Genomic DNA, 24,007 nt, shown 5'->3' on the forward strand with positions numbered 1-24,007 from the left:
CGCCGCCCTCCTACTCGAGGGGTGACGATCGAGCCGGGCCGGCCTTGATGCCGGCTCGGTTCATCTGCCGAGCCGGCCGGCGAGGTCCTTGAAGCGCGGGTCGTCGGGCCGCAGCGCAGCCAGGCGCCGGGCAAGATCGAGCGCCTGCGTTCTGTCCTGGCGCTGCAAGGCCTCCTGAAGCAGAGCCGACAAGATGTCGACGTCGGCCGGGTGACGCGTGGCTGCCGCGGCCAGCAGTCGGCTCGCCAGCTCCGGCTGGCCGAGCGATCGCAGCGCGACCGCATAGATGAAGGCAAAACGCGCATTGGCCGGGTCGGCCTCGGCGGCGGCCTTCAGGTCGATCAGCGCCTCCCGCGGCCTCTTCTGGCGGATCAGGGAGAGGCCGAGCGCATGACGCGCACCGGCTGAACCGGGGTCGACGGCGAGGACAGCCCGCAACACGCGCTCGGCATCGGTCTCGCGCCCCGTGCGGCGATAGAGGTCGGCGAGTTGTGCGGCAATGGCGGCTGCGGCGGGATCGAGCCTGAGCGCGGCGAGGTATTCGCTCTCGGCATCGGCGGGCCGCTGCTGCTTCAGCCGCAGCAGGGCACGGTTCGCGCGTGCCTCGGGCCGGTCGAGATCGATCGCCAGGGCCGCTTCGAACTCGGCGATGGCAGCCGACAGCGCCTCGCGCAGGTGCTGCGGCAGCGTCTCGAAAGACAGGTCCGCGAGCAGGTAGCCTGCGGCGATCCGCACCAGCCTGACCGGATCCGCCAGGAGCGGCAGGGCGATCCGCCGTCGCTCGGCCGGCTGGCCTTCGAGATGTCGCAGCGCTGTGGCCCGCACCACGGGATCGGGGTCGTCCAGCGCCCTGGTGACGGCGCGTTCGCTCGCTGCGGCGGGCCATGAGGATAGCTCTTCCACCGCGGTGGCTCGGGCCGGTGCCGGCACAAGGTTGTCGGTGGCCAGGCGTTGCAAGGTGTCGCGGGAGGACGGATCGCCGGTTCGCGAGCGATGGAAAGCGTCAGCATAGGTCTGAAAACCCTTGCGCTGCGGGCCGTGCCAGCGCTCCACCGCCGCCGCAGCCCAGTTCGCCGGCTTGTCGGCATGGCAGGCGGAGCAGGTGTTCGGGACACCCAGGGCCGCGCTGAGGTCCGGCCGTGGAGTGCGGAAGGAATGATCGTGGCGGCGGTCGACCTGCATGTAGGTCCGCGCCGGCATGTGGCAGCCGATGCAGTCCGGCGCGCCCGGACCGGGCGCGTGGCCGGTGTGGCCGATCGCGGCGAACCGCTCGGGCTGATGGCATTGGGCGCAGATCGCTGCCCCCTCGGCCCTGACCTTTCCGGAATGCGGCTCATGGCAGTCGCTGCAAACGACGCCCTTGGCGTACATCAGGCTCTGCTTGAAGGCGTGGTCGTTGAAGACCTCGTCCTTCATCTGCCCATCGTCCTCGAACAGGCCGGCGGCCAGGGTAACGGGGCTGTGCGTCTGGGCGATGGGCTGGCCCGGACGCCAGTCCGTGCCGATCTGCCCGCGCCTGGAATGGCAGCGCGCGCAGGTCTCGACCTCGTCTCCCGGCGGGCGGGCCACACCTGCGGCCGGGCTGCCCGTCCCTGGGTCCGGCGACCAGTCCGGCGCGGGGCGCCGGTGGGCGAGGGCGGCGAAACCCCTCGTCGCGTTCCCGCCATCCGCGCCCGCCCTCGCCCAGGCGATATGGCCGCTGCCGGCACCGTGGCAGCCCTCGCAGCCGACTCCGAGTTCGGACCAGCGGGTCCGGAAGCTGTCGGCCTGCGCGTCATAGCCCTTGCGCAGGTCGGTGGTGTGGCACTCGGCGCACATATGGTTCCAGTTCTGCTGGAGCCTGGTCCAGTAGCGGCTGTCAGCCGGGCCGATCGGCTCGTCGCCATAGACCAGGAACCAGCGCTGCCCGCCTTCGGTCGCCGGCCGGGTATCCCAGGCCCAGGGCAGGGTCTGGATGCGCCCGTCCGGGAAGGTCACCAGATACTGCTGCAGGGGCTCCCAGCCGAGGCTGTGACTGATGGTGAAGACCGCCTGCTTGCCATCGCTGCCCGCTGTCTCGACGAGATAGGCGCCGCCTTCGCGGAAGAACCGGGCACGGATGCCAGCCGCTTCGGCCGACCGGCCTGCGAAGTCGCCCCGCATCGTCTCCGGACGGGCATGATCCATGGCGTGGGCGTGATGGGATGCCGCCCAGGATGCCGCCTGCGACGCGTGGCAGCCGGCACAGGCCTGGGAACCGACATGGACAGGCGCGCCGGCCCCCTGTGCTACCGTCGTGATCGGAGCGCCGGACTTGACCCAGGCCGTCGCCAGAAAGGCTATGGTCACCAGCGCCATGACCGGCGCCAGGAAACGCCATTCGATATCGCTTCTGGTCGAATTGCGCCCCATTTCGGCCGGATAGCACGGCACGGACCGCGTGTCGTGCCGGCCGCAATCAGGAACGCGCGCAGCGGTTTGGCGCGAAATGGCAAGTCTTGAGCGCCGCTCGCCGCTAGGAATCGGGCTCGCACTGCACCCGCCACGGCCTTCGATGACATATAGCCTCTCGCCCAAGCGATCCGGCATCCTGCTGCTCGCAGCCATCACTTTTTCAGGGCCGCCCGCTGCCGATATCGCGGTTGCGCAGGCCGTCTATCCCCGCGCGCACCACCGCGCTGTCCGGCACGCGCCGCCTCGGACGGTCCATCATCATCGCACCGTCGTCGTCGCGCCGGTCAGGCCCGTGCCGGCGGTGCGGCCCTGGTATTGGGGCCGGGTCGTGGCCGGCGTGACCATCGGCACGATCATCACGGTGGCCGCCGTCAACAGCGTGCCGAAGGCGCCGTCACCGGAGCTCTGCTGGAACTGGTCCGATTCCAGCAAGACGCGCGGTTACTGGAACTATTGCGTCGCGCCCAAGCAACCCTGATGGAATGACTTTACGGCATACAAGGTTCGATCGAATGATCCTGCGCATCTCTCGCATCCGGCACGCCGGCTTGGCACTCGCCGCTCTGCTTCCGGCCGGTCTCGCCCAGGCGGCGGACCTGCCGTCGACGAAGCTCGAGCCGGCGCCGCCCATGCCGGTGCCGCCGAGCTTCACCTTCACCGCGGCCGCATATCTCTGGGCGACCGGGCTGCAGGGCCGTCTGCGGACCCTGCCGCCGCTGCCGGCGGCCAGGGTTTCGATCGGCTTCGACCAGGTCATGAAGAATTTCGACGGCGGGATCATGGGCGCCGGCGAGCTGAAATACGACCGCTACCTGATGTTCTTCGACCTCATCGCCTCGAAGATCTCACCGAACAAGACGGTTTATCCCGTCGGTTACCCGGCCGGGGTGAAGGTCGATAGCGGCTCCTTCATCGGGCTGGCCGCCGGCGGCTACCGCCTGATCGACGCCCCTGCCTACAGTCTCGACGCCTTCGCCGGCATTCGCGGCTTCGCGATGAAGAACACGCTGCGCGTGCAGCTTATGCCGGCGACATTGAAGCTCGCCGAAAGCGAGCAGTGGGTCGACGGCGTCCTCGGCGCGCGGCTCAAGGTCAACATGACCAAGTCGTTCTACGCCACGACGATCGGCTTCGTCGGCAAGGGCGGCTCCCGTTACGAATGGGACGTCTTCGGCGGGCTCGGCTACGCCTTCACCGACAAGGTCTCGGCTTTCGCCGGTTACCGCGCAATGAAGGTCAGCTATCGCAACGGCAACTTCGTCTACAACGCGCTTCAGCAGGGCCCGGTGCTCGGCGTGAACGCCAGCTTCTGACCGCATCGACAGGACACGCTCCGATGTTTCGTTCCCTCCGTTCAGCCTGCGTCGCCCTCGCGCTGCTCGTTCCTGCCGCGGCCATGGCGCAGTCCGCCCAGAAGCCGACCGCCCAGAAGCCGAATATCCTCTATATCGTCGCCGACGACCTGGGCTGGGCCGATGTCGGCTTCCACGGCTCGGAGATCAGCACGCCGACGATCGACCAACTCGCCAATGAAGGCGCGGCGCTCGACCAGTTCTACGTCCAGCCGATGTGTACGCCGACGCGCGCCGCGCTGCTGACCGGCCGCTACCCCATGCGCTACGGGCTGCAGAGCTTCGTCATCCTGCCCGAACAGACTTACGGCATCCCGCTCGACGAGAAATTGCTGCCGCAATTGCTGAAGGAGGCCGGCTACGACACGGCCATCATCGGAAAGTGGCATCTCGGCCATGCCGACCGCAAGCTCTGGCCGAGCCAGCGCGGGTTCGACTACCAATATGGCGGCCTGATCGGCGAGATCGATTACAACACGCACAAGATCCAGGGCGTGACCGACTGGTATCGCAACGAGAAGAAGGTGGACGAGCCGGGATACGTCACCACCCTGCTGGGCAAGGACGCGGTGCGCTACATCCAGGCTCATGATACCGCCAGGCCGATGTTCATGTATCTCGCCTTCACGGCGCCTCACACGCCATTCCAGGCGCCGAAGGAGTATGTCGATCGCTTCAAGTCGATCGGCGACCCGAACCGCCGCACCTATGCCGCGATGGTCAACGCCATGGACGACCAGATCAAGGCCGTCCTCGCCGCCCTGCAGAAGAAGGGCATGCGCGAGAATACGCTGATCGTCTTCCACAGCGACAATGGCGGAACGCGTTCGGCAACTTTTGCAGGACAGATCCATACCGAAGGAAAGCTCCCGGCGAGCAACGCGCCGTTCCGGGACGGCAAGGGCTCGCTCTACGAGGGCGGCACCCGCGCGGTCGCACTGGCCAACTGGCCGGGCCATATCAAGGCGGGCAAGGTCGATCAGCCGCTGCATGTCGTCGACATGCTGCCGACGCTCGTCGCCCGTGCCGGGGCCAGCACTGCGGGGACCAAGCCGCTCGACGGCAGCGATGTCTGGCAGACGATCAGCACGGGCGCGCCGTCGCCGCGCAAGGAGATCGTCTACAATATCGAGATGTTCCGCGGCGCCGTCCGTCAGGGCGACTGGAAGCTGTTCTGGCGCACTACGCTGCCTTCTCAGGTTGAGCTCTACAACATCGCCAAGGATCCCGGCGAGACGAAGAACCTCGCCGCAGAGAATCAGCCGATCGTCGCCGAACTGCAAAAGCGCATCGACGATCTCGCCAAGGAGATGAAGCCCTCGCTGTTCTTCCAGGCGACGTTCAAGTCCTATCTCGGCCGCAACGCCCCCGCTCCGGCCTTCCCCAACGACGATGCCTTCTTCACCCAGGGAGACTGACGGCGAGCGCCCGGCTGACCAGCGAAACAACGCTGTGAAATTTACTTTGCATCCCTGTCCGGATGAACGATGATGAATGCCTGCCTCTGCGTCAGCGGAGGCAGGCATTCATGCGACGGCATGGGCCGGGGGGCCGCCAGAATGTCACGCGCCGTAGCTCGTGCGGCCTTGCTTCATATGCTGCCGGATTATCTGGCGTCGGCCGGCGTCAGTCCCGACAGCATTTTCCGACAGGCCGGGATGAGCCTGGACGACGTGGCTTCGGCAGCCGTCGTCTCGCGATCGCAGATCCATCACGCTCTGGCGCTGTCGGCGCGCTGCGTCGGGATCGCCGAAGTCGGGTTGTTGCTCGCCCGATCCGCCGATCCGGCCAAGCTCGGTCCGATCGGCAAGGTCCTGGCGACGGCGAGGGGAGCGACGGCCGAAGCCTGTCTGCAGGCACAGATCGATCTGATGCCGACCATGCAGTCGCATGTGTCCATCGCGCTGTTGAAACGCGACACTGAGATGATCTGGACCCATCGGCTCGTCGGTGACGATGAGACCGCATGGCTTCTTAACGAGGGAGCGGTCGCCTTCAATGTTGGCATGCTGCGCAACCTCATGGGTGCTGACTGGGCCCCGGAGCATGTGAGCTTTCCTCACGCCTGCAAGGGCCTGCGCAGGAGCTATGAAGACCACTTCCAGGCGCCCGTGAGTTTCGGAGACCAGGGCGAAGCGCGTATCCACATGGCGCGCTCCCCGCTGTCCAGGCCTCTTCAGAGGGCGAGCCACCCCGACCGTGAGCGGGACGTCGGCCCTGCCAGCACCGGGCCTGTCACGACCATTCGGCGAGGTGCCAGCGATATCGAGAGCGCGGTCGAGCGGATGATCGACGCGACGCTGGCCGATCGGCCGGTGACCCTGCAGATGGCTGCGCGCATTCTCGGCCTGTCTCCCCGCACCTTGCAACGGCGACTCGATGACAATGGCCGGCCCTTCGAGCAACTCCTCGACGACCGGCGGCGGGTCTTGGCGATGAGCTGGCTCAAGGATGGAGGGACGAGTGTCACCGGCGTCGCGATGCGACTCGGCTACTCGGACGTTGCGCATTTCAACCGCGCATTTCGGCGCTGGGAGGGACGATCGCCGATGGGCTTTCGAAGGGCGAGCAAGGCTCTCGCCTGAAGCCCACGAGAGAGCCGGCACCAATGGACCGGCGCGCCTCCGGGAGCCTCGCAGCCTGGCGAGCGATGTCCTTGCCCGGCAGCGGGTGGGTTACGAATCAATCTCCAGGATGATCTTCCCGAGATGAGCGCTCGATTCCATCAGCGCATGCGCCTCCCGCGCGCGCTCGAGCGGGAAGGTGGCGTGGACGATCGGCTTGACCGCGCCAGCTTCCAGCAGCGGCCAGACATGGCGGCGCAACTCCTCGGCGATCTGCGTCTTCAACGCGACGGAGCGGGCTCGCAGGGTCGAGCCGGTGATGGTAAGCCGGCGCAGCATTACGTTCATCAGGTCGAGATCGACCTTGCTGGTCTGCAGGAATGCGATCTGCACGAGCCGCCCCTCGACGGCCAGGATGTTGAGATTGCGCTGGACATAGGGACCGCCGACCATGTCGAGCACGACGTCCACTCCCTTGCCGCCGGTCAGCCGCTTGGCCTCCGCGACGAAGTCCTGCGCCCGGTAATCGATGGCTTCGTCGGCGCCGAGCGACAGGCAAAAGGCGCATTTCTCGGCCGAGCCGGCGGTTGCATAGACCGTCGCACCGGCCTCCTTGGCGAGCTGGATCGCGGTCGATCCGATGCCGCTGGAGCCGCCATGGACCAGGATCGTCTCGCCCTTGCGCAGCCGGCCGCGCGTGAAGACGTTGTCGTAGACCGTGAAGTAAGTCTCCGGCAGGCCACCGGCTTCGACGAGCGAGAGGGGCTTGGGCACCGGCAGGCAGAGTGCGTCGTCCGCGACGGCGTATTCGGCATAGCCTCCGCTGATCACAAGCGCGCACACAGCTTCGCCGATCCGGCTCTGCGGAACGCCGTTGCCGACGGCGACGACATGGCCGGCGATCTCGAGACCCGGGACAGCAGTCGCGCCCGGCGGCGGCGGGTAGCCCCCGGCCCGCTGAAGGCAGTCCGGCCGGTTCACGCCAGCGGCCGCGACCTTGATCAGGACCTGGCCGTCACCTGGGCTGGGAACCGGTGCGGTTTCGATCTCGATCACTTCGGGGCCGCCCGCGCCGGAAAAGCGGACCTGCTTCATCGTCTGCGGCCAAGTCATCGTCATCACTCCCATCAGCGGCATCGTGCTGGAACGTTGGGCAGCCTGCAAGGATCCGTCTTGCCTGAAGTGAGGCGTCTTGCCTGAAGTGAGGCGCTCGGCTCGCAGCGAGGCGATGGCGATATCGTCCCGAGCTGCCGCCGCATGTTTCGGAGCATACGTGCAGGTCCCCGTGTGCGGGCGGTCGGCTTGGCGGCCGGTCCGCTTACTCGGCCAATTCGTCCGAAAAATTCTTGGCCACCAGCTCCACCAGCGCGACCGCGTGGCCCCGCGCCTTGCGCGACCGGATGCGCGAAAAGGCCTGGTCCAGCCGTGCCGCGTCGCTCAGCGAGGCCGGCTGCGTTCCGTAGGGCGCCGGTTGCTCGGCGAAGCCCGCCGCGCCCGCGGCATGGCCGGTGAGCCCTTCGAAGAAATAGGCCACGTCGACGCCGAGGCGCCGGGAGAGCAGGAAGAGCGCTTCTGCGCTCAGGCGGACGGCGCCGCTCTCGTATTTCTGCGCCTGCTGGTAGGTCACGTCGAGGATCGCACCGAGCTCGGTCTGGTTAAGCCCCAGCTTCTCCCTCAGGAGCCGCAGCCGCGCGCCGATATGCCTGTTGATGGGGCTGGTGTCCTTCATCGCCCGCATTCCCCCTGCGTTGTCTCAGGCCTCCCTGACCGCCGGGTCGCATCGACACTGTCGCAGTCCCGGACCCGACGTCGCGCACCCTAGAGGCCGGCCTCCTCTTTCACATAGGCCGCGATCTCGGCATGGGTCGCGAACCAGCAGTCGCCCTTGGCCTTTGCCAGCCGGACCAGTTCCTCGACGATCCAGAAGCGCGAGCGGTACGTGATGACATGCGGATGCATGGTCAGCAGGAAGAGGCCGCCTTCAGCGTAGGCGCCCTCGAATTCGCGCCGGAAGATGTCGAACACCGCTTCCGGCGACGTGTAGGGGCGCAGGGCCTGGAAGCGGTTCATGCTCAGATAGGGCGCGTCGTCGCGGATCCATTCGACCGGCAATTCGACGATGCCCGTCGGCTCGCCCTTCTCGACGATCTCGTAGGGGTCGTCATCGGCGAAGAGGGAGGAATCGTAGAGCAGCCCGAGTTCGCGCTCGATCGACAGAGTCACATCCGAGAAATCCCAGGACGGTGTGCGCATGCCCACCGGACGGATGCCGGTCACTTTTTCCAGCGTGTCCGCGGAGCGCAGGTGCAGCTCGCGCTCGTCGGCGGGCGGCACGGCCGTGTTCACCTCGTGGATCCAACCATGGAGGCCGATCTCGTGGCCCTCGGCGACGATGCGGCGCTGCTCGTCAGGGTAGAGCAGGGCGGTGACGGCCGGGACGAAGAAGCTCGCAGGGATGTCCTGCCGCTTGAGGAGGTCGAGGATGCGCGGGATGCCGACGCGGTTGCCGTACTGCCCCCAGGAGAGGCGGCCGACCGATTTGCCGCCGTCGCGCAGTTCGTTGGTCTCGTGGTCGACGTCGAAGGAGAGAGCCACGGCGCATCGGGCGCCGTTCTTCCATCTGGCCGGCTTGAGGTTGCGCCCGGCCCGCACCTGCTCGACCTTGCCGCGCCAGATGTCCTCGGGCCATTGCCAGGGAAGAAGCTCGTCCGGACGGGTCATGCGGCTCTCCTCAATTCGTCACCGGGGCCGGCAGGACCGGCACGGCGGCGAGCAGGCGCTTGGTGTAGTCGTGCTGCGGGTGATCGTAGATCGCGCCGGCGGGGCCGCTTTCCACGATCTGGCCGCGATACATGATCGCGACGCGGTCGCAGAGATGGCGCACCACCGAAAGGTCGTGCGAGATGAAGATCAGCGTCAGGTCGAGCTCCTGCCGCAGGCGGATCAGCAGGTTGATGATCTGCGCCTGGATCGAGACGTCGAGCGAGGCCACCGGCTCGTCGCAGACCACGACATCGGGCTGCATCGCCAGGGCGCGGGCGATGGCGACGCGCTGGCGCTGGCCGCCCGAGAACTGGTGCGGGTAGCGCACCGCGAAGCTCGGGTCGAGACCGACCGCCGCCAGCCACTGCGCGACATAGGCCTTGGCGCCGGCGCGATCGACGAGCCCATGGGCGAGCGGGCCCTCGGCGATGCTGTCGCCGACCGTCATGCGCGGGTTCAGCGAGGCAAAGGGGTCCTGGAAGATGGTCTGGACCTGGGTCGTGATCTTGTGCGGATTGCCGCCGCTGCTCATCACCGGCGCCCCGGCGATCCGGACGCTGCCGCTGTCGGGCGCATAGATGCCGGCGGCGATGCGCCCCAGCGTCGACTTGCCCGACCCGGATTCGCCAACGAGCCCCAGGGCCTCGCCGCGCTTGAGTTCGAGCGTCACCCCGCCGACGGCCTGAACCGCGGCTGGCGGCCTGGAAAGCCCGGCCTTCTGCGCGAGCTTGCGGAACAAGCCGGGCGTCTGGCTGAAGCGCTTCGCGACATGATCGATCACGACGTAATGCGTCGCATTAGCAACTGGCGTGGTCTCAGCGCGAGGCTTGCGCGGCGGCGGCGCGACATCGGCGCCGATCCCGCCAGCCAGCAGGGTGCCCGGCGCGGCCCGCGAGGGCAGGGCGTCCAGCAGCGCGCGGGTATAGGGGTGCTCCGGCCGGGTGAGGACGGCGAGCGTCGGCCCTGCCTCGACGATCTTGCCGTGGCGCATGACGCAGACATGGTCAGCGAGCGCGGAGACGACGGCGAGATCGTGGCTGATCCAGATCAGCGAGGTGCCGAGCTCCGCGACCAGCTCCTTCATCTCCGAGAGGATCTCGGCCTGCACCGAGACGTCGAGCGCCGTGGTCGGCTCGTCGCAGATGATGAGCCTCGGCCGGTGCAGCAGGGCGATGGCGATGGCCACGCGCTGGCGCATGCCGCCGGAGAACTGGTGCGGATAGAAGTCGACCTTGCCCTCGGGGTCGGGAATGCGAACCTGGGCGAGGGCCGCGACGGCGCGCCGGCGCGCCTCGCCTCCCGAGACCGTCTCGTGGGCTTCCAGAGCCAGCCGGATCTGCGTTCCGATGGTCAGCATCGGGTTCAGCGTCATCATCGGGTCCTGGAAGACCATCGCGATCTGCCGCCCGCGGATCTTGCGCAATTCGGCGCCGGACAGGCCGACGAGCTCGCGGCCCTCCAGCGTCACCGACGAGCCGGGCTCGACGCGTCCGGGCGCGTCGATCAAACCGATGATGGAGAAGCCGGTGATGCTCTTACCGGAGCCGGACTCGCCGACGAGGCCCATCACCTGCCCGCGCTTCAGCGCGAAGGACACCCCGTCCACCGCCTTCACCACCCCGGCGCGGGTGTGGAAATAGGTGGCGAGGTTCGAGACCTGGAGAAGAGGCGTCTCGCTCATCGCTTCAGCCTCGGGTTGACCTGATCGCGGATGCGGTCGCCGACGAGGTTGATCGCGACAATGAGGATGATCAGGGCGATGCCGGGGTAGAACGAGATCCAGTAGCGGCCAGAGAGCATGTACTGGAAGCCGTTGGCGATCAGCATGCCGAGCGAGGGCTCGGTCACCGGCAGTCCGACGCCGAGGAAGGAGAGCGTCGCCTCCAGCGCGATGGCATTGGCGACCTGCACGGTGGCGACCACGATCAATGGCGGCAGGCAGTTGGGGAAGATGTGGCGCCAGACCACGCGCCAGCCCGGCAGCGGGGTCGAGAGCACGGCCTCGACATAGTCCTTGCCGCGTTCGGCCGAGGCCGCGCCATGGGCGGCACGGGCGAAGTACGCGTATTGCGCGGCGGCGAGCGCCGCGATGAGCTGCAGCTTGCCCTGGCCGAGCAGGGCCGAGAGCACCAGCGCCAGAAGTATTGCCGGGAAGGCGAGCTGGAGGTCGATGACGCGCATGATGAAGGCTTCCCAGCGCCCGCCGATATAGGCGGCGCCGATGCCGAGCGTCACGCCGAGCGCGAAGGCGAAGGCGCCCGCCACCAGGCCCATCTCCAGCGAGATGCGCAGTCCGTAGAGGATGGCGGAGAGCAGGTCGCGCCCCTGCGCGTCGGTGCCCAGCCAGTGTGTATAGCCGCCCTCGCCGACGAAACCCGGCGCACGGCGCGCATCGGAGAGGGCAAGATTGGCGAGGTCATACGGGTCCTGCGGGGCGACGAGCGGCGCCAGCACCGCGATGCCGATCATCAGCACGACGACCGCGAGCGCCACGACCGCGACCTTGCTCTCGCAAAACTCGGCCCAGAAGCGGGCGGCGGGGGAGGCATCCTTCATCGGGCACCTCCTTTGCGCAGGCGCGGATCGAGCCCGACATAGGCGAGGTCGACCAGGAAGTTGATGGCGATGAAAACGAAGGAGACGAGCATCAGATAGGCGACCATCACCGGCCGGTCGAGCGACTGGATCGAGTCGATGATGAGCTTACCGATGCCGGGCCAGGAGAAGATCGTCTCGGTGACGACCGCAAAGGCCAGTGTCGAGGCGAATTCCAGGCCGAAGACGGTGACGAGCGGGATCGCGATCAGCCGCAGCACATGGCGGCGCAACACGGTCCATTCCGAAAGGCCGGCGGCGCGCGCGAACTTCACCGTGTCCGACAGCATCGCCTCGCGGGTGCCGGCGCGGGCGAGGCGCGTCATCAAGGCGAGCTTGAACAAGGAGAGGTTGAGCGCCGGCAGCAACAGGTGGTTCAGCCCGTCCAGCGTCAGGAAGCTCCAGGGCACGCCGAACAGGCTCACCGTCTCGCCGCGCCCTCCGGCCGGCAGCCATTGCAACTGCACCGCGAAGGCCATGATCAGCACGAGGCCGATCCAGAAGGTCGGCACCGAGAAGCCGAGGATCGACAGCGTCATGATCGCCCGCGCCGGCAGGCTGTTCGGGCGGTATCCGGCATAGATGCCGGCGGGAATGCCGACCAACGCCGCGCCGCAGACGGCGGCGAGCGTCAGCTCAAGCGTGGCCGGCAGGCGTGACAGGATCAGATCCATCACCGGGATGCCGAAGACGAAGGAGCGCCCGAAATCGCCGTGCAGCACGCGGCCGAGGAAGGTGAAATACTGCTGCCACAGGGGCTGGTCGAGGCCGTAGCGGGCAATGGTCTGAAGGCGCAGTTCCTGGCTGACATCGGGGCCGATCAGCACGTCGATCGGGTTACCGATCGCATAGACGCCGACGAAGACAAGTGCCGACATGACGAGCATGACGACGAGCGACTGCGCCAGCCGGACGGCGACATGGCCTAGCATGCCGGGTGCTCCGGGCGCGTCACGGCCAGTTTTCCGTCATCGCGGCGCGGGTTTCCTCGACGCCGACCTTCCAGACATGCAGCATCTCGTCGTCGGGCCTCTGGTAGAGGCCGTGGAAATTGCCATCGCCGAGGATCGCGCGGCGCTTGGCCGGGCTCGCCGCCTGATACTCCGCGGCGTTGAAGGGTGCCTTCAGCGTGTCAGGCATGGCGACGCCGGCAAGCCGGGTCCAGGGGAAGTTCTCCATCCAGGACGCATGCGAGGCGGCGGGGTCGATCGCCTTCACCGCTGCCTGGAATTGCGGCGCCGCCCACCAGTTGTGCAGGCGGATGCTCGCATCGGGGTGGCCATCCAGCCACTCGGTGGCGAAGTTCAGAGCCGGTGAATTGCCGCCATGGCCGTTGACCAGCACGATGCGGCGAAAGCCCGAGCGGTAAAAACCGTCGAAGATGTCGCCGAGGAGCGCCGCATAGGTGCTCATCTTCAGCGAGATGCTGCCGGGGAAATTCAGGAAGCCCGGCGTCAGCCCATAGGCGAGAACCGGAAAAACGGGGATGCCGAGCGGCTCGGCTGCCTCGCGGGCGACGCGCTCGGAGAGGATGACGTCGGTGGCGAGGCTCAAATAGGCGTGCTGCTCGACGCTGCCGAGCGGCAGGACGCAGCGGTCGTCCCGCCTGGCCTGCTCCTCGATCTGCATCCAGTTCATCTCGGCGACCAGCACGGCGCGATCCTTGCTTAAGGCGGAAATACGGTGATCAATAGCGATGCCACCGCGCTGGCGAATGACCGGCACGCCATCCTTGACTTCAACCTCCCGGAGCGTCAAGTTCCATTTGGAACCAAACGGGGGACCGCATGGCGCGCTCGCCGACATCGTTGTCACAGGTGGATCCCGTGCGTGTCGAGGCGCTGACCGCGCTCGATCCGCTGATCGTGACCAAGCTGTGGGACAATCCCTGCTGGCTCTCGTTTCGGCTGAATTTCGTCGCCTTCCGCTTCAACGATCCGGTCTATCGCTGGATCGAGACCCGCTACGGGCTGGTGCGGCCTGATTTCGTGGCGCTCTATGCGGTGGGCCTGCGCGAGGGCGTCGCCGCCAAGAACATCGTCGCCTCGGCCGGCCTGCCGAAGAACACGCTGTCGCGCGCGATCCAGAAGCTGCTGCAAAGGCGCCTTCTCAAACGCGAGAGCGACCCGACCGATCTGCGCAGCTATGTGCTGCACCTGACGCCGGCCGGCCGCCAGATCTTCGACGAGACGATGCCGCTGATGCAGCAGCAGCAGAAGGCCATGCTCGCCTGCCTCAGCGACGACGAACAGCGCCAGCTCTGCGCGCTGATGGACAAGATGGTCATCGCCTCGCCGGCCTGGCCGCATGAACTCGAACGAGAGGGGACCACCACATGACCATCGCCCGCAGCTTCCGCCTTGCCGCCTTCGCGGCGTTCCTCGGCGCCGCCGTCTCCACCGGCGCGCTCGCCCAGACGCTTACCATCGGCGTGCGCGCCGGGCCGGAATCGATCGATCCGCACTACACCGCGACCGGCACCCATGCCGAGGCGCTGAAGCATGTCTTCGACACGCTGATCTGGTCGGGCGACCAGCTCCAGCTCGAGCCGCGGCTGGCGACGAGCTGGAAGGCGATCGAGCCCAGCGTCTGGGAGTTCAAGCTGCGCCCCGGCGTGAAATTCCATGACGGCTCGGACTTCACCGCCGAGGACGTCAAGTTCTCGATCGAGCGCATTCCGACCGTCGCCGGCCCCAACCCGACGACGATCTATGTCCGCCGCGTCAAGGAGGTGAAGATCATCGATCCGCTCACCGTCCAGGTCGTTACCGACGGGCCGGCGCCGAACCTGCCGAACGACTTCATCCGGCTCTTCATCGTCTCGCACAAGGCGGCGGCCGGCCTGACCAAGGACAATGCGAACGAGGCTTTCAACACCGGCAAGGCGGCGATCGGCACCGGGCCTTACAAGTTCGTCTCGTGGACCCCGAAGGACCAGCTCGTGCTCGACCGCTTCGACGGCTATTGGGGCGAAAAGCAGCCTTGGGCCAAGGTTCTGCGCAAGGAGCTGCCCAACGACGCCGCCCGCGTCGCGCAGCTCAAGGCGGGTCAGGTCGATATCATCGTGCGCGCCCCGGCCTCGGACGTGCCGACGCTGAAGCGCGATCCGAAGCTCACCGTGGCGACGGTCGACAGCGTCTATCTGTTCAACCTGGAGCTCGACCTGCGCGACAAGGCTCCGCAGGTGACGGCCAAGGACGGTTCGGCCCTGCCGAAGAACCCGCTGCAGGACGCCAAGGTGCGCGAGGCGATCGACACCGCCATCGACCGGCCGACCCTGGTCGAGATCGCGATGGAAGGGCTGGGCGCCACCGCCAACCAGCTCGTCACCCCGACCATCGCGGGCTTCAACAAGTCGCTTCCGGCGCTCAAGCCGGATGTCGCCAAGGCCAGGAAGCTGATGGAGGAGGCCGGCTACGCCAATGGCTTCAAGGTGACCTTCTCCTTCACCAACGACCGCCTGCCCGGCGACCGCCAGGTCGGCACCTCGATCGCGCAGATGCTGGCGCGCATCGGCATCGAAGTGGTCGCGAATGCCCAGCCGGGCGCGGTGTTCTTCCCGGCCCGCGCCCGCGCCGAATACTCGATGGCGATGTCCGGCTGGGGCACGCTGACGGGCGAGGCGAACTACACCCTGTCCTCGCTGGTCCATTCCAACGATCCGGCCAAGAAGCTCGGCGCCTTCAACCTGCTCGGCTATAAGAACGCCGAGGTCGACAAGCTGATCGAGGATGCCGGCATCGAGATGGACGAGGCCAAGCGCAACAAGATGCTCTCGGACGTCGCCGCGATCGTCGCCAAGGAGCGCCCGCGCCTGTCCATCGCCTCGGTCGGCTCGGCCTGGGCGATGCAGAAGGACAAGGTGACGATCAAGCCGCGCGTCGACGAGGACACGCTGGCGATGGACATCAAGCCCGCGAAGTAACGCACGGCCGGGAAGGCCATCCCTTGCGGGCGCCGTGATCCGGCGCCCGTTTCATCATCCGGGGCATGAGACGGCCATGAGCGAACCGATCCTGATCTGGGGCGCAGGCGCCATCGGCGGCACGCTCGGTGCCTATTGGGCGCGCGCGGGCGTGCCGGTTCTGATGGTCGACATCGTGCCGGGCCATGTCGAGGCCTGCCGCACAAGCGGGCTTTCGATCTCGGGCCCGGTCGAGACATTCCGGCAGGTCGTGCCGGCGGTGACGCCGCAGGAGTTGAGCGGCACCTATTCGCGCATCGTGCTCGCGGTGAAGGCGGGTGCGACCGAGGCGGCGCTGGCGCAGCTGAAGCGGCATCTCGCCGAGGACGGCTATGTGCTCTCGGCCCAGAACGGCCTGAACGAACTTGCGATTTCGCGCGAGGTCGGCGCGGCGCGCACCATGGGCTGCTTCGTCAATTTCGGAGCGGACTGGCTCGGCGACGGCGAGATCCTCTACGGCAATCGCGGCGCCGTCGTCGTGGGCGAACTCGACGGTGCCAGAACCGAGCGCGTGGCCGAGATGCACCGGCTGCTCAAGCTGTTCGATCCCGCTTCCATCCTGACCGACAACATCTTCGGCTATCTCTGGGGCAAGCTCGCCTATGGCGCGATGCTGTTCGGCACGGCGCTGACAGAGGATTCGATGTCGGCGAACTTCGCCGATCCGCAGCGGCTTCCGGTCTGGCTCGCGCTGGGGCGGGAGGTTGGCGCGGTCGCCGCGGCGCGCGGCGTGACCTCGCTCGGATTCGGGCAGTTCGATCCCATGGTGTTCGCACCCGGGGCCCCCGAAGGCCCGCAGATCGACACCATCGCCTGGCTGGCCGGCTACACCTCGCAGACCGCCAAGACGCATTCCGGCATCTGGCGCGATCTTGCCGTGCGCAAGCGCAAGACCGAGGTCGATCCTCAGATCGGCGTCATCGCCACCCTCGGCCGCGAGGCCGGCGTCGCGACGCCCGTGATCGAGACGCTGGTCTCGCTCATCCACGACATCGAGGAAGGCCGTCGCCCGATGGCCTTCGAGACGCTGAAGGCTCTGGTCGACACATGCACAACCGCTTCGACGGCCGCGTAGCCCTCGTCACTGGCGCCGCTCAGGGTATTGGCCGCGCCATCGCCACCGCGCTGGTGGAAGCCGGCGCCAGCGTCCATCTTGCCGATATCGATGCGGCCGGCGTAAGTGCGACGGCAGCCGAGATCGGCGCGACAGCGCATGCCGCCGATCTCGGCTCGCCGGAAGCGGCGCAGGCGCTGGTCCGGGAGATCGTTGAGACCGATGACGGGCTCGATCTGCTCGTCCATGCGGCGGGCGGCGTGCGCGGACAGGTCGGCCGGCCGATCGAGGAGATTTCCGAGGAGGACTGGCGCGTCATCTTCGCGGCCAATGTCGATGCCGCCTTCTTCCTCGCGCAGGCCGCCGCCCCGGTGATGCGCAAGGCGCGTTATGGCCGCATCGTCACCATCTCGTCCGGCGCCGGGCTGCGCCCGAGTCTCACCGGCATCCAGGCCTATGCCAGCGCCAAGCACGCGCTGGTGGGGCTCACCAAGCAGCTCGCCTGGGAGTTCGGGCCGCACGGCATCACCGTGAACTCGGTGGCGCCAGGCTTCGTGCGCTCGAACCCCGCGACCGAGCGGCAATGGGAGAGCTATGGACCCGAAGGGCAGAAGCGGCTCATCGACGGCATCCATACCCGCCGCCTCGGCACGCCGCAGGATATCGCCCATGCGGCGCTGTTCTTCCTCGGCGAGCAGGCAGGCTGGGTGACCGGTCAGGTGCTCTCGGTGGATGGCGGGCGGTCTTAGATCGTGATCGGAACCTCGCCGTCGTCCCGGGCTTGACCCGGGACCCATTCCGGAACCGTTCAGGCGTGGATCCCGGGTCTCCGCTTCGCTTCACCCGGGATGACACGCGCTCTCTTCAAGACCAGCGGTGGTTTCAACGCATTACACCACCAGATCGAGCGGCGGCACGGGCTCGCCGCGCGAGACGTGCTGCATGTTGGCGAACATGCGCTTCACGGTAGGCGCGAAATTGTCGGCCGCCATGGCGGCGAGGTGCGGCGTCACCACCAGATTGTCGAGCGTCAGAAGTTCGCTCTCCGGCGGCAGCGGCTCGACCGCGTAAACGTCCATCGCCGCGCCGGCGATCTCCCGTGCCCGCAGCGCATCGACCAGATCCGCCTCGTTGACGACACCGCCTCTAGCGCAGTTGACCAGGACGGCGGTCTTCTTCATCGCCTTGAAGGCGGCGGCGTCGATGAGGTTCGTGGTCTCCGGCGTCAGCGGGCAGTGGAGCGAGACGACGTCGGCCTGGCTCAGGATTTCGGCCATCGTCGCGTGGCGGACGCCGAGTTCCGCCTCCTCGGCGGCGCTGAGCGGGGTGCGCTTCGAATAGAGGATCGTGCAGCCGAAGCCCTTCAGCAGCCTGGCGACGTTCTTGCCGATGGCGCCGAAGCCGACGACGCCGACCGTCTTGCCCGAGAGCATGTAGGTGTCGCCCGGCAGCTTGCCGGTGGCCCAGTGGCCCTTCTTCAGCTCCTCATGGCCATAGGCGATGAAGCGCAGCGAGGACAGCATCAGGCCGAGCGTGAATTCAGCCACGGGCAGAGCGTTGGAGCCGGTGGTGCGTGCCACCTTGATGCCGAGCTCCCTGGCGGTGTCGATGTCGATATTGTCGTAGCCGACGCCCCATTTGTGCAGGAGCTTCAGCTTCTTGCCGGCGCGCAGGACATCGCCCGAGACGGGCACCTGCCCGGCGATGGCGTAATCGGCCTCGGCGATGATCTCCTTCATGTGCTCGTCGCCGCGGGCGGTGCCGTGTGTCAGCACGAAGCCCTCGGGCAGCAACTCGCGCAGGCGGTCGGCGCGCTGGGGCGTCGTCATATCGAGCAGAACGATGGTCTCGGGCATTGTCGGTGTTCCGGTGTGAAGAAGCGTCGGACGAGGAGAGGGCCGGCTCAGCCGTTCTGGGCCAGCGCGTCGAGCACCATCCTGGTGGCGCCGGAGATATCGCCGAGCTTCTCGCCGGCCTTGACGCGGTCCTGCGTCTTCTCGCCGCGCTCCTGGCGCGCGATGGCGGCGTCGGCGATGGCCTCGGCCTCGTCACGGGGCAGCACCAGCACGCCGGATTCATCGGCGAGGATGACGTCGCCCGCCTTCACCGGCACGTTGCCGCAGGAGATGGGGTGGTTGAGCGTGCCGCCGAGATTGTAGAGGCGGGTGGTGATCGGCGACATGCCGCGGCACCACATCGGGAAATCGGAATCCTGGATCTCGGTGAGGTCCGTGCAGGGCCCGTCGACGATGCCGCCGGCCGCGCCGGCAGCCTTGGCCGCGACGGTGACGCCGCCGCCCCAGCAGGCGTGCTTGTCGTCACCGAGGCGGTCGACGACCAGGATGTCGCCGGGGCGCAGCAGGCCGAGGGTGTGGTGCAGCAGCGTCGAATCCTGCCCGGGGATCGCGAGCGTCACCGCGACGCCGGCGATGCGCTTGGTGCGCAGCAGCGGCTGGATGCCGCGATCCATGAAACCCCAGTGCTGGGAATGGCCGACGGTCGCGGTCTCGACCTTGAGCAGCTTCTCGACCAGTGCCGCGGGAAGCGGCTCGGGCATGGGGGCGATGCGATAGTCGGGCATATCTCTTCTCCTATTTGCCGACGGCGCGGGCGACGCCGACAAGGCGTTCGACCGCGACGACGACGATCAGCGTGGCGATGATGAGGACGACGGACAAGGCCGCGATCAGCGGGTCGGTGCGGCCTTCGACATAGCGCACCATCTCGACCGGCAGCGTGGAGGCGCGCGGGCCGGAGATGAACAGCGAGATCACCGTCTCGTCGAAGGAGAGCAGGAAGGAGAGGCAGGCGCAGGCGATGAGCCCCGGCGCCGCCAGCGGCAGCGTGACACGCCGCACGACCCGCCAGGGCGTGGCGCCGAGGGTGGCGGCCGCCGCCTCGATGTCGTGGGGAAGATTGGCGAGCGCCGTCGTCATCATCCGGATGACGAAGGGCACCGTCACCGTCATGTGGCCGAGCACGAGGCCGGGCAGCGTCGCGGTCAGCCGCAGCGGCGTGAAGAAGAGCAGCAAGGCGAGACCGGTAATCAGCGTCGGCAGCAGGAGCGGGGCGAGGAAGAAGCCGGTCAGCGCGTCCTTGCCGCGGAACTCGCCCTTCGCGAGAGCCAGCGCCGCCGGCACGCCGACCAGCAGCGAACACAAGGTGACCACGGATGCGACCTGCACGCTCAGCCACAGCGATGCCAGCAGCGGGCCGTGATGCCCGAGCGCCTGGAACCAGCGCAGCGAATAGCCCGAAGGCGGGAACAGGATGAAATTGTCGGCTGAGAAGGCGAGCGCGAAGACGACGACGATCGGCGCCAGGATCAGCGCATAGACGATGCCCGCCAGCGTCGAGAGGAGAGGGCCGGCGCCGTTCATCGCCTGAGCCTCCGGGCGAGGAGATTTGACAGGGCGAGAAGCACCAGCAGCAGGGCGAGCGTGTAGAGCGCCAGAACGGCCGCGACCGGCCAGTTGGTGTTGGTCGTCGCCTGCTCGAAGATCTCCGTCGCGAGCACGAAGACGCGGCCGCCGCCGAGAAGCTTCGGCGTGATGTAGGCCGACATGGAGAGGACGAAGCCAAGGCCCGCCGCCAGCACGATGGCGGGCAGGCTGAGCGGCAGCGTCACGCGCAGGAAGGTGCGGGCCGGCGAGGCCCCGAGCGAGCGGGAAGCCTCTTCCAGCGTGCGGTCGAGCTGGCCGAAGCCGGCGAGCAGCGCCAGGATCATGTAGGGCATGATGCTCTCGGCGAGGCCGATGGTGACGCCCGTCCAGTTGAAGACCAGTTTCAGCGGCGCCGAGATCAGCCCGAGCGATTGCAGCAGCCCGTTGACGAGGCCGCGGTCGCCGAGGATCGCGAGCCAGCCGAAGACGCGCACCACGCCTGAGATCAGCATCGGCAGGATCGCGATGACGGCGAGGATGCCGCGCCAGCGCGAGGTGGTGCGGAAGAGGAAGAGCGAGAGCGGATAGGATAAGGCGAGCGCGATCGTCGTCGCCGTCGCCGAGAGCCAGAGCGAGTTCCAGGTCAGCTCGAAGGTGAAGCCGTCCGCGAAGGTCTCCGTCGCGGTCTTCAGCGACATGGCCTCGACCATCGCCCCGGTCGGGCCGACCTCGTTGAAGGCGTTGCGCAGCAACAGCAGCGTCGGCCAAGCATAGATGCCCAGCACGAAGAGCCCGGCCGGGAGCAGCAGCCAGGGCAGCCGGCGCGTCGCGCTCATGGCGCCTCGCGCGCGAAGACGCGGCTCTCAGTGGCGGGCCAGACCACGGCGACCTCGCTGCCCTCCGCCGGAGCCGGCGAGCCCGAGGGCATCTCGACCGTGAGCTGCCCTCCCGCGCCCTCGATCAGCACCTCGACATGATCGCCGACGAAGACGCTGCGCAGGACGCGGCCGGACACACGGGCGGTATCAGGCCCGGCAGGCTCGGAAACCGGCACGATGCGCATGCGCTGCGGCCTGACAAAGACGTCGAAGGAGCCGTCCGCCGGTGCCGCGAGCGCCAGAGTCTCGTTCCAGAGCCGCACCTGTCCGTCCGGGCCGCGTTCGGCCGGCAGGGCATTGGCGCGGCCGACGAATTCGGCGACGAAGCGGGTGGCCGGCTTTTCGTAGATCTCTTCCGGGGCGCCGATCTGGGCGATGCGGCCGCGATGCATCACCGCAATCCGGTCGCACATCGTCAGCGCCTCGACCTGGTCATGGGTGACGAAGAGCGTGGTGATGCCGAGCGCCCGCTGGATCGAGCGGATCTCGTGGCGCATCGCGTCGCGCAGCTTGGCATCGAGATTCGACAGCGACTCGTCGAGCAGCAGCACGGACGGGTGGATGACCAGCGCTCGCGCCAGCGCCACCCGCTGCTGCTGGCCGCCCGAGAGCTCGCGCGGCCGGCGCGCGTCCAGCCCCGAGAGCCGCACCAGCGCCAGCGCCTCCTCGACCTGCCGGGCGATCTCGGCCTTGGGACGGCCGCGCTCCTCCAGCCCGAAGGCGACGTTGCGCGCGACCGAGAGGTGCGGGAACAGCGCATAGGACTGGAAGACATAGCCCATATTGCGCCTGTGGGCCGGCAGGCGGGTGATCTCGGCCCCATCGATCCGGATCGTGCCCCTGTCGGGCTCGATCAGCCCGGCCAGCATCCGCAGCGTCGTCGTCTTGCCGCAGCCGGAGGGGCCGAGCAGCGCGACGGCCTCGCCCTTGGCGACGCTCAATGAGACGTCGTCCACGGCAGTGGCGTTGCCGAAGCGCTTCTGCAGGCCGGCGAGTTCGAGATAGCTCATCGATCCGGCCGTTCAGCGACCCGCCTGGGCGATGACTTCACGCCGCCAGCGGTTGTTCCACTGGTCGCGGACCTTGAGGATGTCGTTCCAGTCCACCCCGATCATGCGGGCGCGGTTCTCGGGCGAGGCCGCGGTGCGGGCGGCCGCCTTGGGGTCGATCTGCGCCTTCCCGTTCGCCGGCGCGTAGAACATGCGCTCGGTGAAGGCCTTCTGCGCCGGCTGGGACAGGGCGTGCTTGATGAAGGCGGCCGCCGCGGCACGGTTCTTGGAGCCGGCCGTGAGGTTGATGGTGTTGATCTGGAAGACCGAGCCTTCCGGCGGCAGCAGCGAAACGAGCTTGCCGTTCGACTGGTCGCCGTAGATCTGCGAGCGTGCGTTCCAGCCAGTCGCCACCTTCACCACGCCGTTGAGGATCAGGGAGTAGCCGTCCGGATTGGGCTCGAAGGTGTTGACCGAAGGGGCGAGCGCCCTGAGCTTCTTCATCGCCGCGTCGATGGATTTGCGATAGTCGCCGCCCTCCATCTTCTCGACCATCGCCGTCAGTGCCAGCCCCTGGATGTTCGGCGGGGCCGCGAGCGCGATCTGGCCCTTGAGATCGGGGCGCCAGAGGTCGGCGAGCTTCGTCAGCGGCGGGGTCAGCGCGGAATCATAGACCAGCACGAGGTTGTCGAAGGTCACGGCCGGACCGTATTCTCCGCCGGCGGCACGCGCCTCGGGCAGCAATTCGTCAAGCACCGGGAATTCGGCCGGCGTCAGCTTGTCGAACAGGCCTTCGATGTTGCCGATGGTCGAGGTGGTGACGTCCATGATGGTGACGTCGACCTGAGGATCGGCCTTCTGCGCCCGGATGGTGCCAACCATCTGCGCCGAGCTGCCACCCGGTGCGTAATTCACCTTCACGCCCGGATGGGCGGCCATGAAGGGCTCGATCACCGTCTTGGTGTAGTTGTCCTGGAAGATGCCCGAATAGGACATCAGCGTGATCTGCCCGCTCAGGGACTGTGCGCGCAGCACGGCGGGCATCGCGATGGTGGCAAGGCCGGTCTTGAGGATGAGGCGGCGGGTCGGCATCGGGATTCTCCTGCAGCGACGACAGCGGGCGAAGTGGCCTGCCGCGGACATGCCGCGGCAGGCCAAGTGGATCAGGCCGGGATCTTGCTGGCGAAATGCGCGATGAAGCGGGCGCAGATGTCGGTCAGCTTCTCGGTGAGCTGGGCACCCGTCTCCGCCGAGCACAGGCGCGGATCGCCCTTGGCGACGCCGAGATTGTAGACCTCGTCATATTCGTTGGGCATCGCGACCTCATGGCCGTCGAAGCTCGCCGTGCCCAGACCCGTGAAGGGCAGGCCGAGCACCGGGTCCTTCTTCAGCGGCTTGCCCTCGGGAATCAAGTCCTTGCGGATCAGCTCGGGGAAGAGGTGCAGGCCGATGGAGGTCAGCGGGTCCGAGCCATGGCCGGCGACGGCGGCGGCCTTGTCGGCTCCGCCGAGGATGCCCGGCAGCAGCCCGTAGCCGATGCGCCAGAGATAAAGGCTCGGCAGCACGATCTCCTCGCGCAGATAGAGGTCGCGGGCGACCTCGGCGATCGGGCCGACATTGCCGCCATGGCCGTTGATGACGATGACGCGGGTCAGGCCGTTCCGGTGCAGGGATTCGACCATCTCGGCGATGACCTGAGTCAGCGTTGCCTGCGAGATGGCGATGCCGCCCTTCATCGAGCCGAACCAGTCATTGCCGCCGAAGGGCAGGACGGGGGCGACGAGGGTGCGCGTGCCGGCCTTGCTGGCGCGGATGGCGGCGAGCTCGGCGATCTTCTCGGCCAGCAGGTAGTCGCCCATCGGCGCATGCGGGCCCTGGTCCTCATGGCTGCCCATCGGCAGCAGGATGACCGGGTTGGCGTCGAGGATCTGGCGGGCTTCGCCGCCGGTGATGGTGCCCATATGGACCAGCGGTTCGGTCTTGGCTGCCATGATGCGTCGTCCTTCCTTCAAGCTCGTCGGTAATTGCAGGC

The 24,007-nt window shown here is 67.6% G+C and carries 23 protein-coding genes; 8 read left to right on the plus strand and 15 right to left on the minus strand.

Annotated elements, in window-relative coordinates; all coding sequences use genetic code 11:
• Nucleotides 1–60: 60 nt before the first annotated feature.
• The gene (locus BW981_RS15610) at nucleotides 61–2,412 is read right to left on the minus strand and encodes a tetratricopeptide repeat protein (RefSeq protein ID WP_175624145.1); all 2,352 of its coding nucleotides are present in this window, start codon (nucleotides 2,410–2,412) and stop codon (nucleotides 61–63) included.
• 121 nt (nucleotides 2,413–2,533) lie between these two features.
• On the opposite strand from BW981_RS15610, the gene BW981_RS23120 reads away from it, so the two are divergent.
• From BW981_RS23120 to BW981_RS15630, 4 genes are all read left to right on the plus strand, one after another.
• Nucleotides 2,534–2,911, plus strand: a complete 378-nt coding sequence (locus BW981_RS23120; RefSeq protein WP_083712400.1) for a hypothetical protein — start codon at nucleotides 2,534–2,536, stop codon at nucleotides 2,909–2,911.
• A gap of 34 nt (nucleotides 2,912–2,945) precedes the next feature.
• The gene (locus BW981_RS15620) at nucleotides 2,946–3,746 is read left to right on the plus strand and encodes a hypothetical protein (RefSeq protein ID WP_076440854.1); all 801 of its coding nucleotides are present in this window, start codon (nucleotides 2,946–2,948) and stop codon (nucleotides 3,744–3,746) included.
• A gap of 23 nt (nucleotides 3,747–3,769) precedes the next feature.
• The gene (locus BW981_RS15625) at nucleotides 3,770–5,203 is read left to right on the plus strand and encodes an arylsulfatase B (protein ID WP_076440856.1); all 1,434 of its coding nucleotides are present in this window, start codon (nucleotides 3,770–3,772) and stop codon (nucleotides 5,201–5,203) included.
• A 141-nt stretch (nucleotides 5,204–5,344) separates the two neighbouring features.
• Complete coding sequence (locus tag BW981_RS15630; protein ID WP_175624146.1) at nucleotides 5,345–6,370, plus strand: helix-turn-helix transcriptional regulator; 1,026 nt, start codon at nucleotides 5,345–5,347, stop codon at nucleotides 6,368–6,370.
• 90 nt (nucleotides 6,371–6,460) lie between these two features.
• On the opposite strand, the gene BW981_RS15635 is transcribed toward BW981_RS15630, so the two are convergent.
• From BW981_RS15635 to BW981_RS15665, 7 genes are all read right to left on the minus strand, one after another.
• Nucleotides 6,461–7,462, minus strand: a complete 1,002-nt coding sequence (locus BW981_RS15635) for an NAD(P)H-quinone oxidoreductase (RefSeq protein WP_139333798.1) — start codon at nucleotides 7,460–7,462, stop codon at nucleotides 6,461–6,463.
• Nucleotides 7,463–7,667: 205 nt separating this feature from the next.
• A complete protein-coding gene (locus BW981_RS15640) occupies nucleotides 7,668–8,078 on the minus strand; it encodes a helix-turn-helix domain-containing protein (protein ID WP_175624147.1) in 411 nt (136 codons plus the stop codon).
• Nucleotides 8,079–8,167: 89 nt separating this feature from the next.
• Nucleotides 8,168–9,070, minus strand: coding sequence for a polysaccharide deacetylase family protein (locus BW981_RS15645; protein ID WP_076440865.1), 903 nt, complete (start codon nucleotides 9,068–9,070; stop codon nucleotides 8,168–8,170).
• A 10-nt stretch (nucleotides 9,071–9,080) separates the two neighbouring features.
• Nucleotides 9,081–10,793, minus strand: a complete 1,713-nt coding sequence (locus tag BW981_RS15650) for a dipeptide ABC transporter ATP-binding protein (RefSeq protein WP_076440867.1) — start codon at nucleotides 10,791–10,793, stop codon at nucleotides 9,081–9,083.
• Nucleotides 10,790–11,668 (minus strand): ABC transporter permease, encoded by an 879-nt coding sequence (locus BW981_RS15655; RefSeq protein WP_076440869.1) that lies wholly within the window; start codon nucleotides 11,666–11,668, stop codon nucleotides 10,790–10,792. Before BW981_RS15655 ends, BW981_RS15650 begins: the two co-directional genes overlap by 4 nt.
• Nucleotides 11,665–12,639, minus strand: coding sequence for an ABC transporter permease (locus BW981_RS15660; protein ID WP_076440871.1), 975 nt, complete (start codon nucleotides 12,637–12,639; stop codon nucleotides 11,665–11,667). The genes BW981_RS15655 and BW981_RS15660 overlap by 4 nt, the downstream gene beginning before the upstream one ends.
• A 19-nt stretch (nucleotides 12,640–12,658) precedes the next feature.
• Complete coding sequence (locus BW981_RS15665; RefSeq protein WP_076440873.1) at nucleotides 12,659–13,360, minus strand: creatininase family protein; 702 nt, start codon at nucleotides 13,358–13,360, stop codon at nucleotides 12,659–12,661.
• 134 nt (nucleotides 13,361–13,494) lie between these two features.
• Between BW981_RS15665 and BW981_RS15670 the strand changes: the two genes are divergently transcribed.
• The 4 genes from BW981_RS15670 to BW981_RS15685 all read left to right on the plus strand — a co-directional run bounded on the left by BW981_RS15670 (nucleotide 13,495) and on the right by BW981_RS15685 (nucleotide 17,474).
• Nucleotides 13,495–14,046 (plus strand): MarR family winged helix-turn-helix transcriptional regulator, encoded by a 552-nt coding sequence (locus BW981_RS15670; RefSeq protein WP_083712402.1) that lies wholly within the window; start codon nucleotides 13,495–13,497, stop codon nucleotides 14,044–14,046.
• Nucleotides 14,043–15,632 (plus strand): ABC transporter substrate-binding protein, encoded by a 1,590-nt coding sequence (locus BW981_RS15675; protein WP_076440875.1) that lies wholly within the window; start codon nucleotides 14,043–14,045, stop codon nucleotides 15,630–15,632. Before BW981_RS15670 ends, BW981_RS15675 begins: the two co-directional genes overlap by 4 nt.
• Before the next feature lie 76 nt (nucleotides 15,633–15,708).
• Nucleotides 15,709–16,746 (plus strand): ketopantoate reductase family protein, encoded by a 1,038-nt coding sequence (locus tag BW981_RS15680; protein WP_076440877.1) that lies wholly within the window; start codon nucleotides 15,709–15,711, stop codon nucleotides 16,744–16,746.
• Nucleotides 16,719–17,474 (plus strand): SDR family NAD(P)-dependent oxidoreductase, encoded by a 756-nt coding sequence (locus BW981_RS15685; protein WP_076440879.1) that lies wholly within the window; start codon nucleotides 16,719–16,721, stop codon nucleotides 17,472–17,474. The genes BW981_RS15680 and BW981_RS15685 overlap by 28 nt, the downstream gene beginning before the upstream one ends.
• Nucleotides 17,475–17,615: 141 nt before the next feature.
• On the opposite strand, the gene BW981_RS15690 is transcribed toward BW981_RS15685, so the two are convergent.
• The 7 genes from BW981_RS15690 to BW981_RS15720 all read right to left on the minus strand — a co-directional run bounded on the left by BW981_RS15690 (nucleotide 17,616) and on the right by BW981_RS15720 (nucleotide 23,966).
• Nucleotides 17,616–18,581 carry a 2-hydroxyacid dehydrogenase gene (locus BW981_RS15690; protein WP_076440881.1) on the minus strand — a complete coding sequence of 322 codons (966 nt, stop codon included), beginning with the start codon at nucleotides 18,579–18,581 and terminating at the stop codon, nucleotides 17,616–17,618.
• Nucleotides 18,582–18,628: 47 nt separating this feature from the next.
• Nucleotides 18,629–19,306: an RraA family protein gene (locus BW981_RS15695; protein ID WP_076440883.1), complete on the minus strand. Its 678-nt coding sequence runs from the start codon at nucleotides 19,304–19,306 to the stop codon at nucleotides 18,629–18,631.
• Nucleotides 19,307–19,316: 10 nt separating this feature from the next.
• A complete protein-coding gene (locus BW981_RS15700) occupies nucleotides 19,317–20,105 on the minus strand; it encodes an ABC transporter permease (protein ID WP_076440885.1) in 789 nt (262 codons plus the stop codon).
• Entirely contained in the window at nucleotides 20,102–20,944 is an 843-nt protein-coding gene (locus tag BW981_RS15705) for an ABC transporter permease (RefSeq protein ID WP_076440887.1), read from the minus strand. The genes BW981_RS15700 and BW981_RS15705 overlap by 4 nt, the downstream gene beginning before the upstream one ends.
• The gene (locus BW981_RS15710) at nucleotides 20,941–21,996 is read right to left on the minus strand and encodes an ABC transporter ATP-binding protein (protein ID WP_076440889.1); all 1,056 of its coding nucleotides are present in this window, start codon (nucleotides 21,994–21,996) and stop codon (nucleotides 20,941–20,943) included. The genes BW981_RS15705 and BW981_RS15710 overlap by 4 nt, the downstream gene beginning before the upstream one ends.
• Before the next feature lie 12 nt (nucleotides 21,997–22,008).
• Nucleotides 22,009–23,067 (minus strand): extracellular solute-binding protein, encoded by a 1,059-nt coding sequence (locus BW981_RS15715; protein WP_076440891.1) that lies wholly within the window; start codon nucleotides 23,065–23,067, stop codon nucleotides 22,009–22,011.
• Nucleotides 23,068–23,138: 71 nt separating this feature from the next.
• Entirely contained in the window at nucleotides 23,139–23,966 is an 828-nt protein-coding gene (locus tag BW981_RS15720; RefSeq protein WP_076440893.1) for a creatininase family protein, read from the minus strand.
• Nucleotides 23,967–24,007 lie beyond the last annotated feature (41 nt).

The organism is Allobosea sp. TND4EK4 (assembly GCF_900156025.1).
Classification (GTDB): Bacteria; Pseudomonadota; Alphaproteobacteria; order Rhizobiales; family Beijerinckiaceae; genus Allobosea.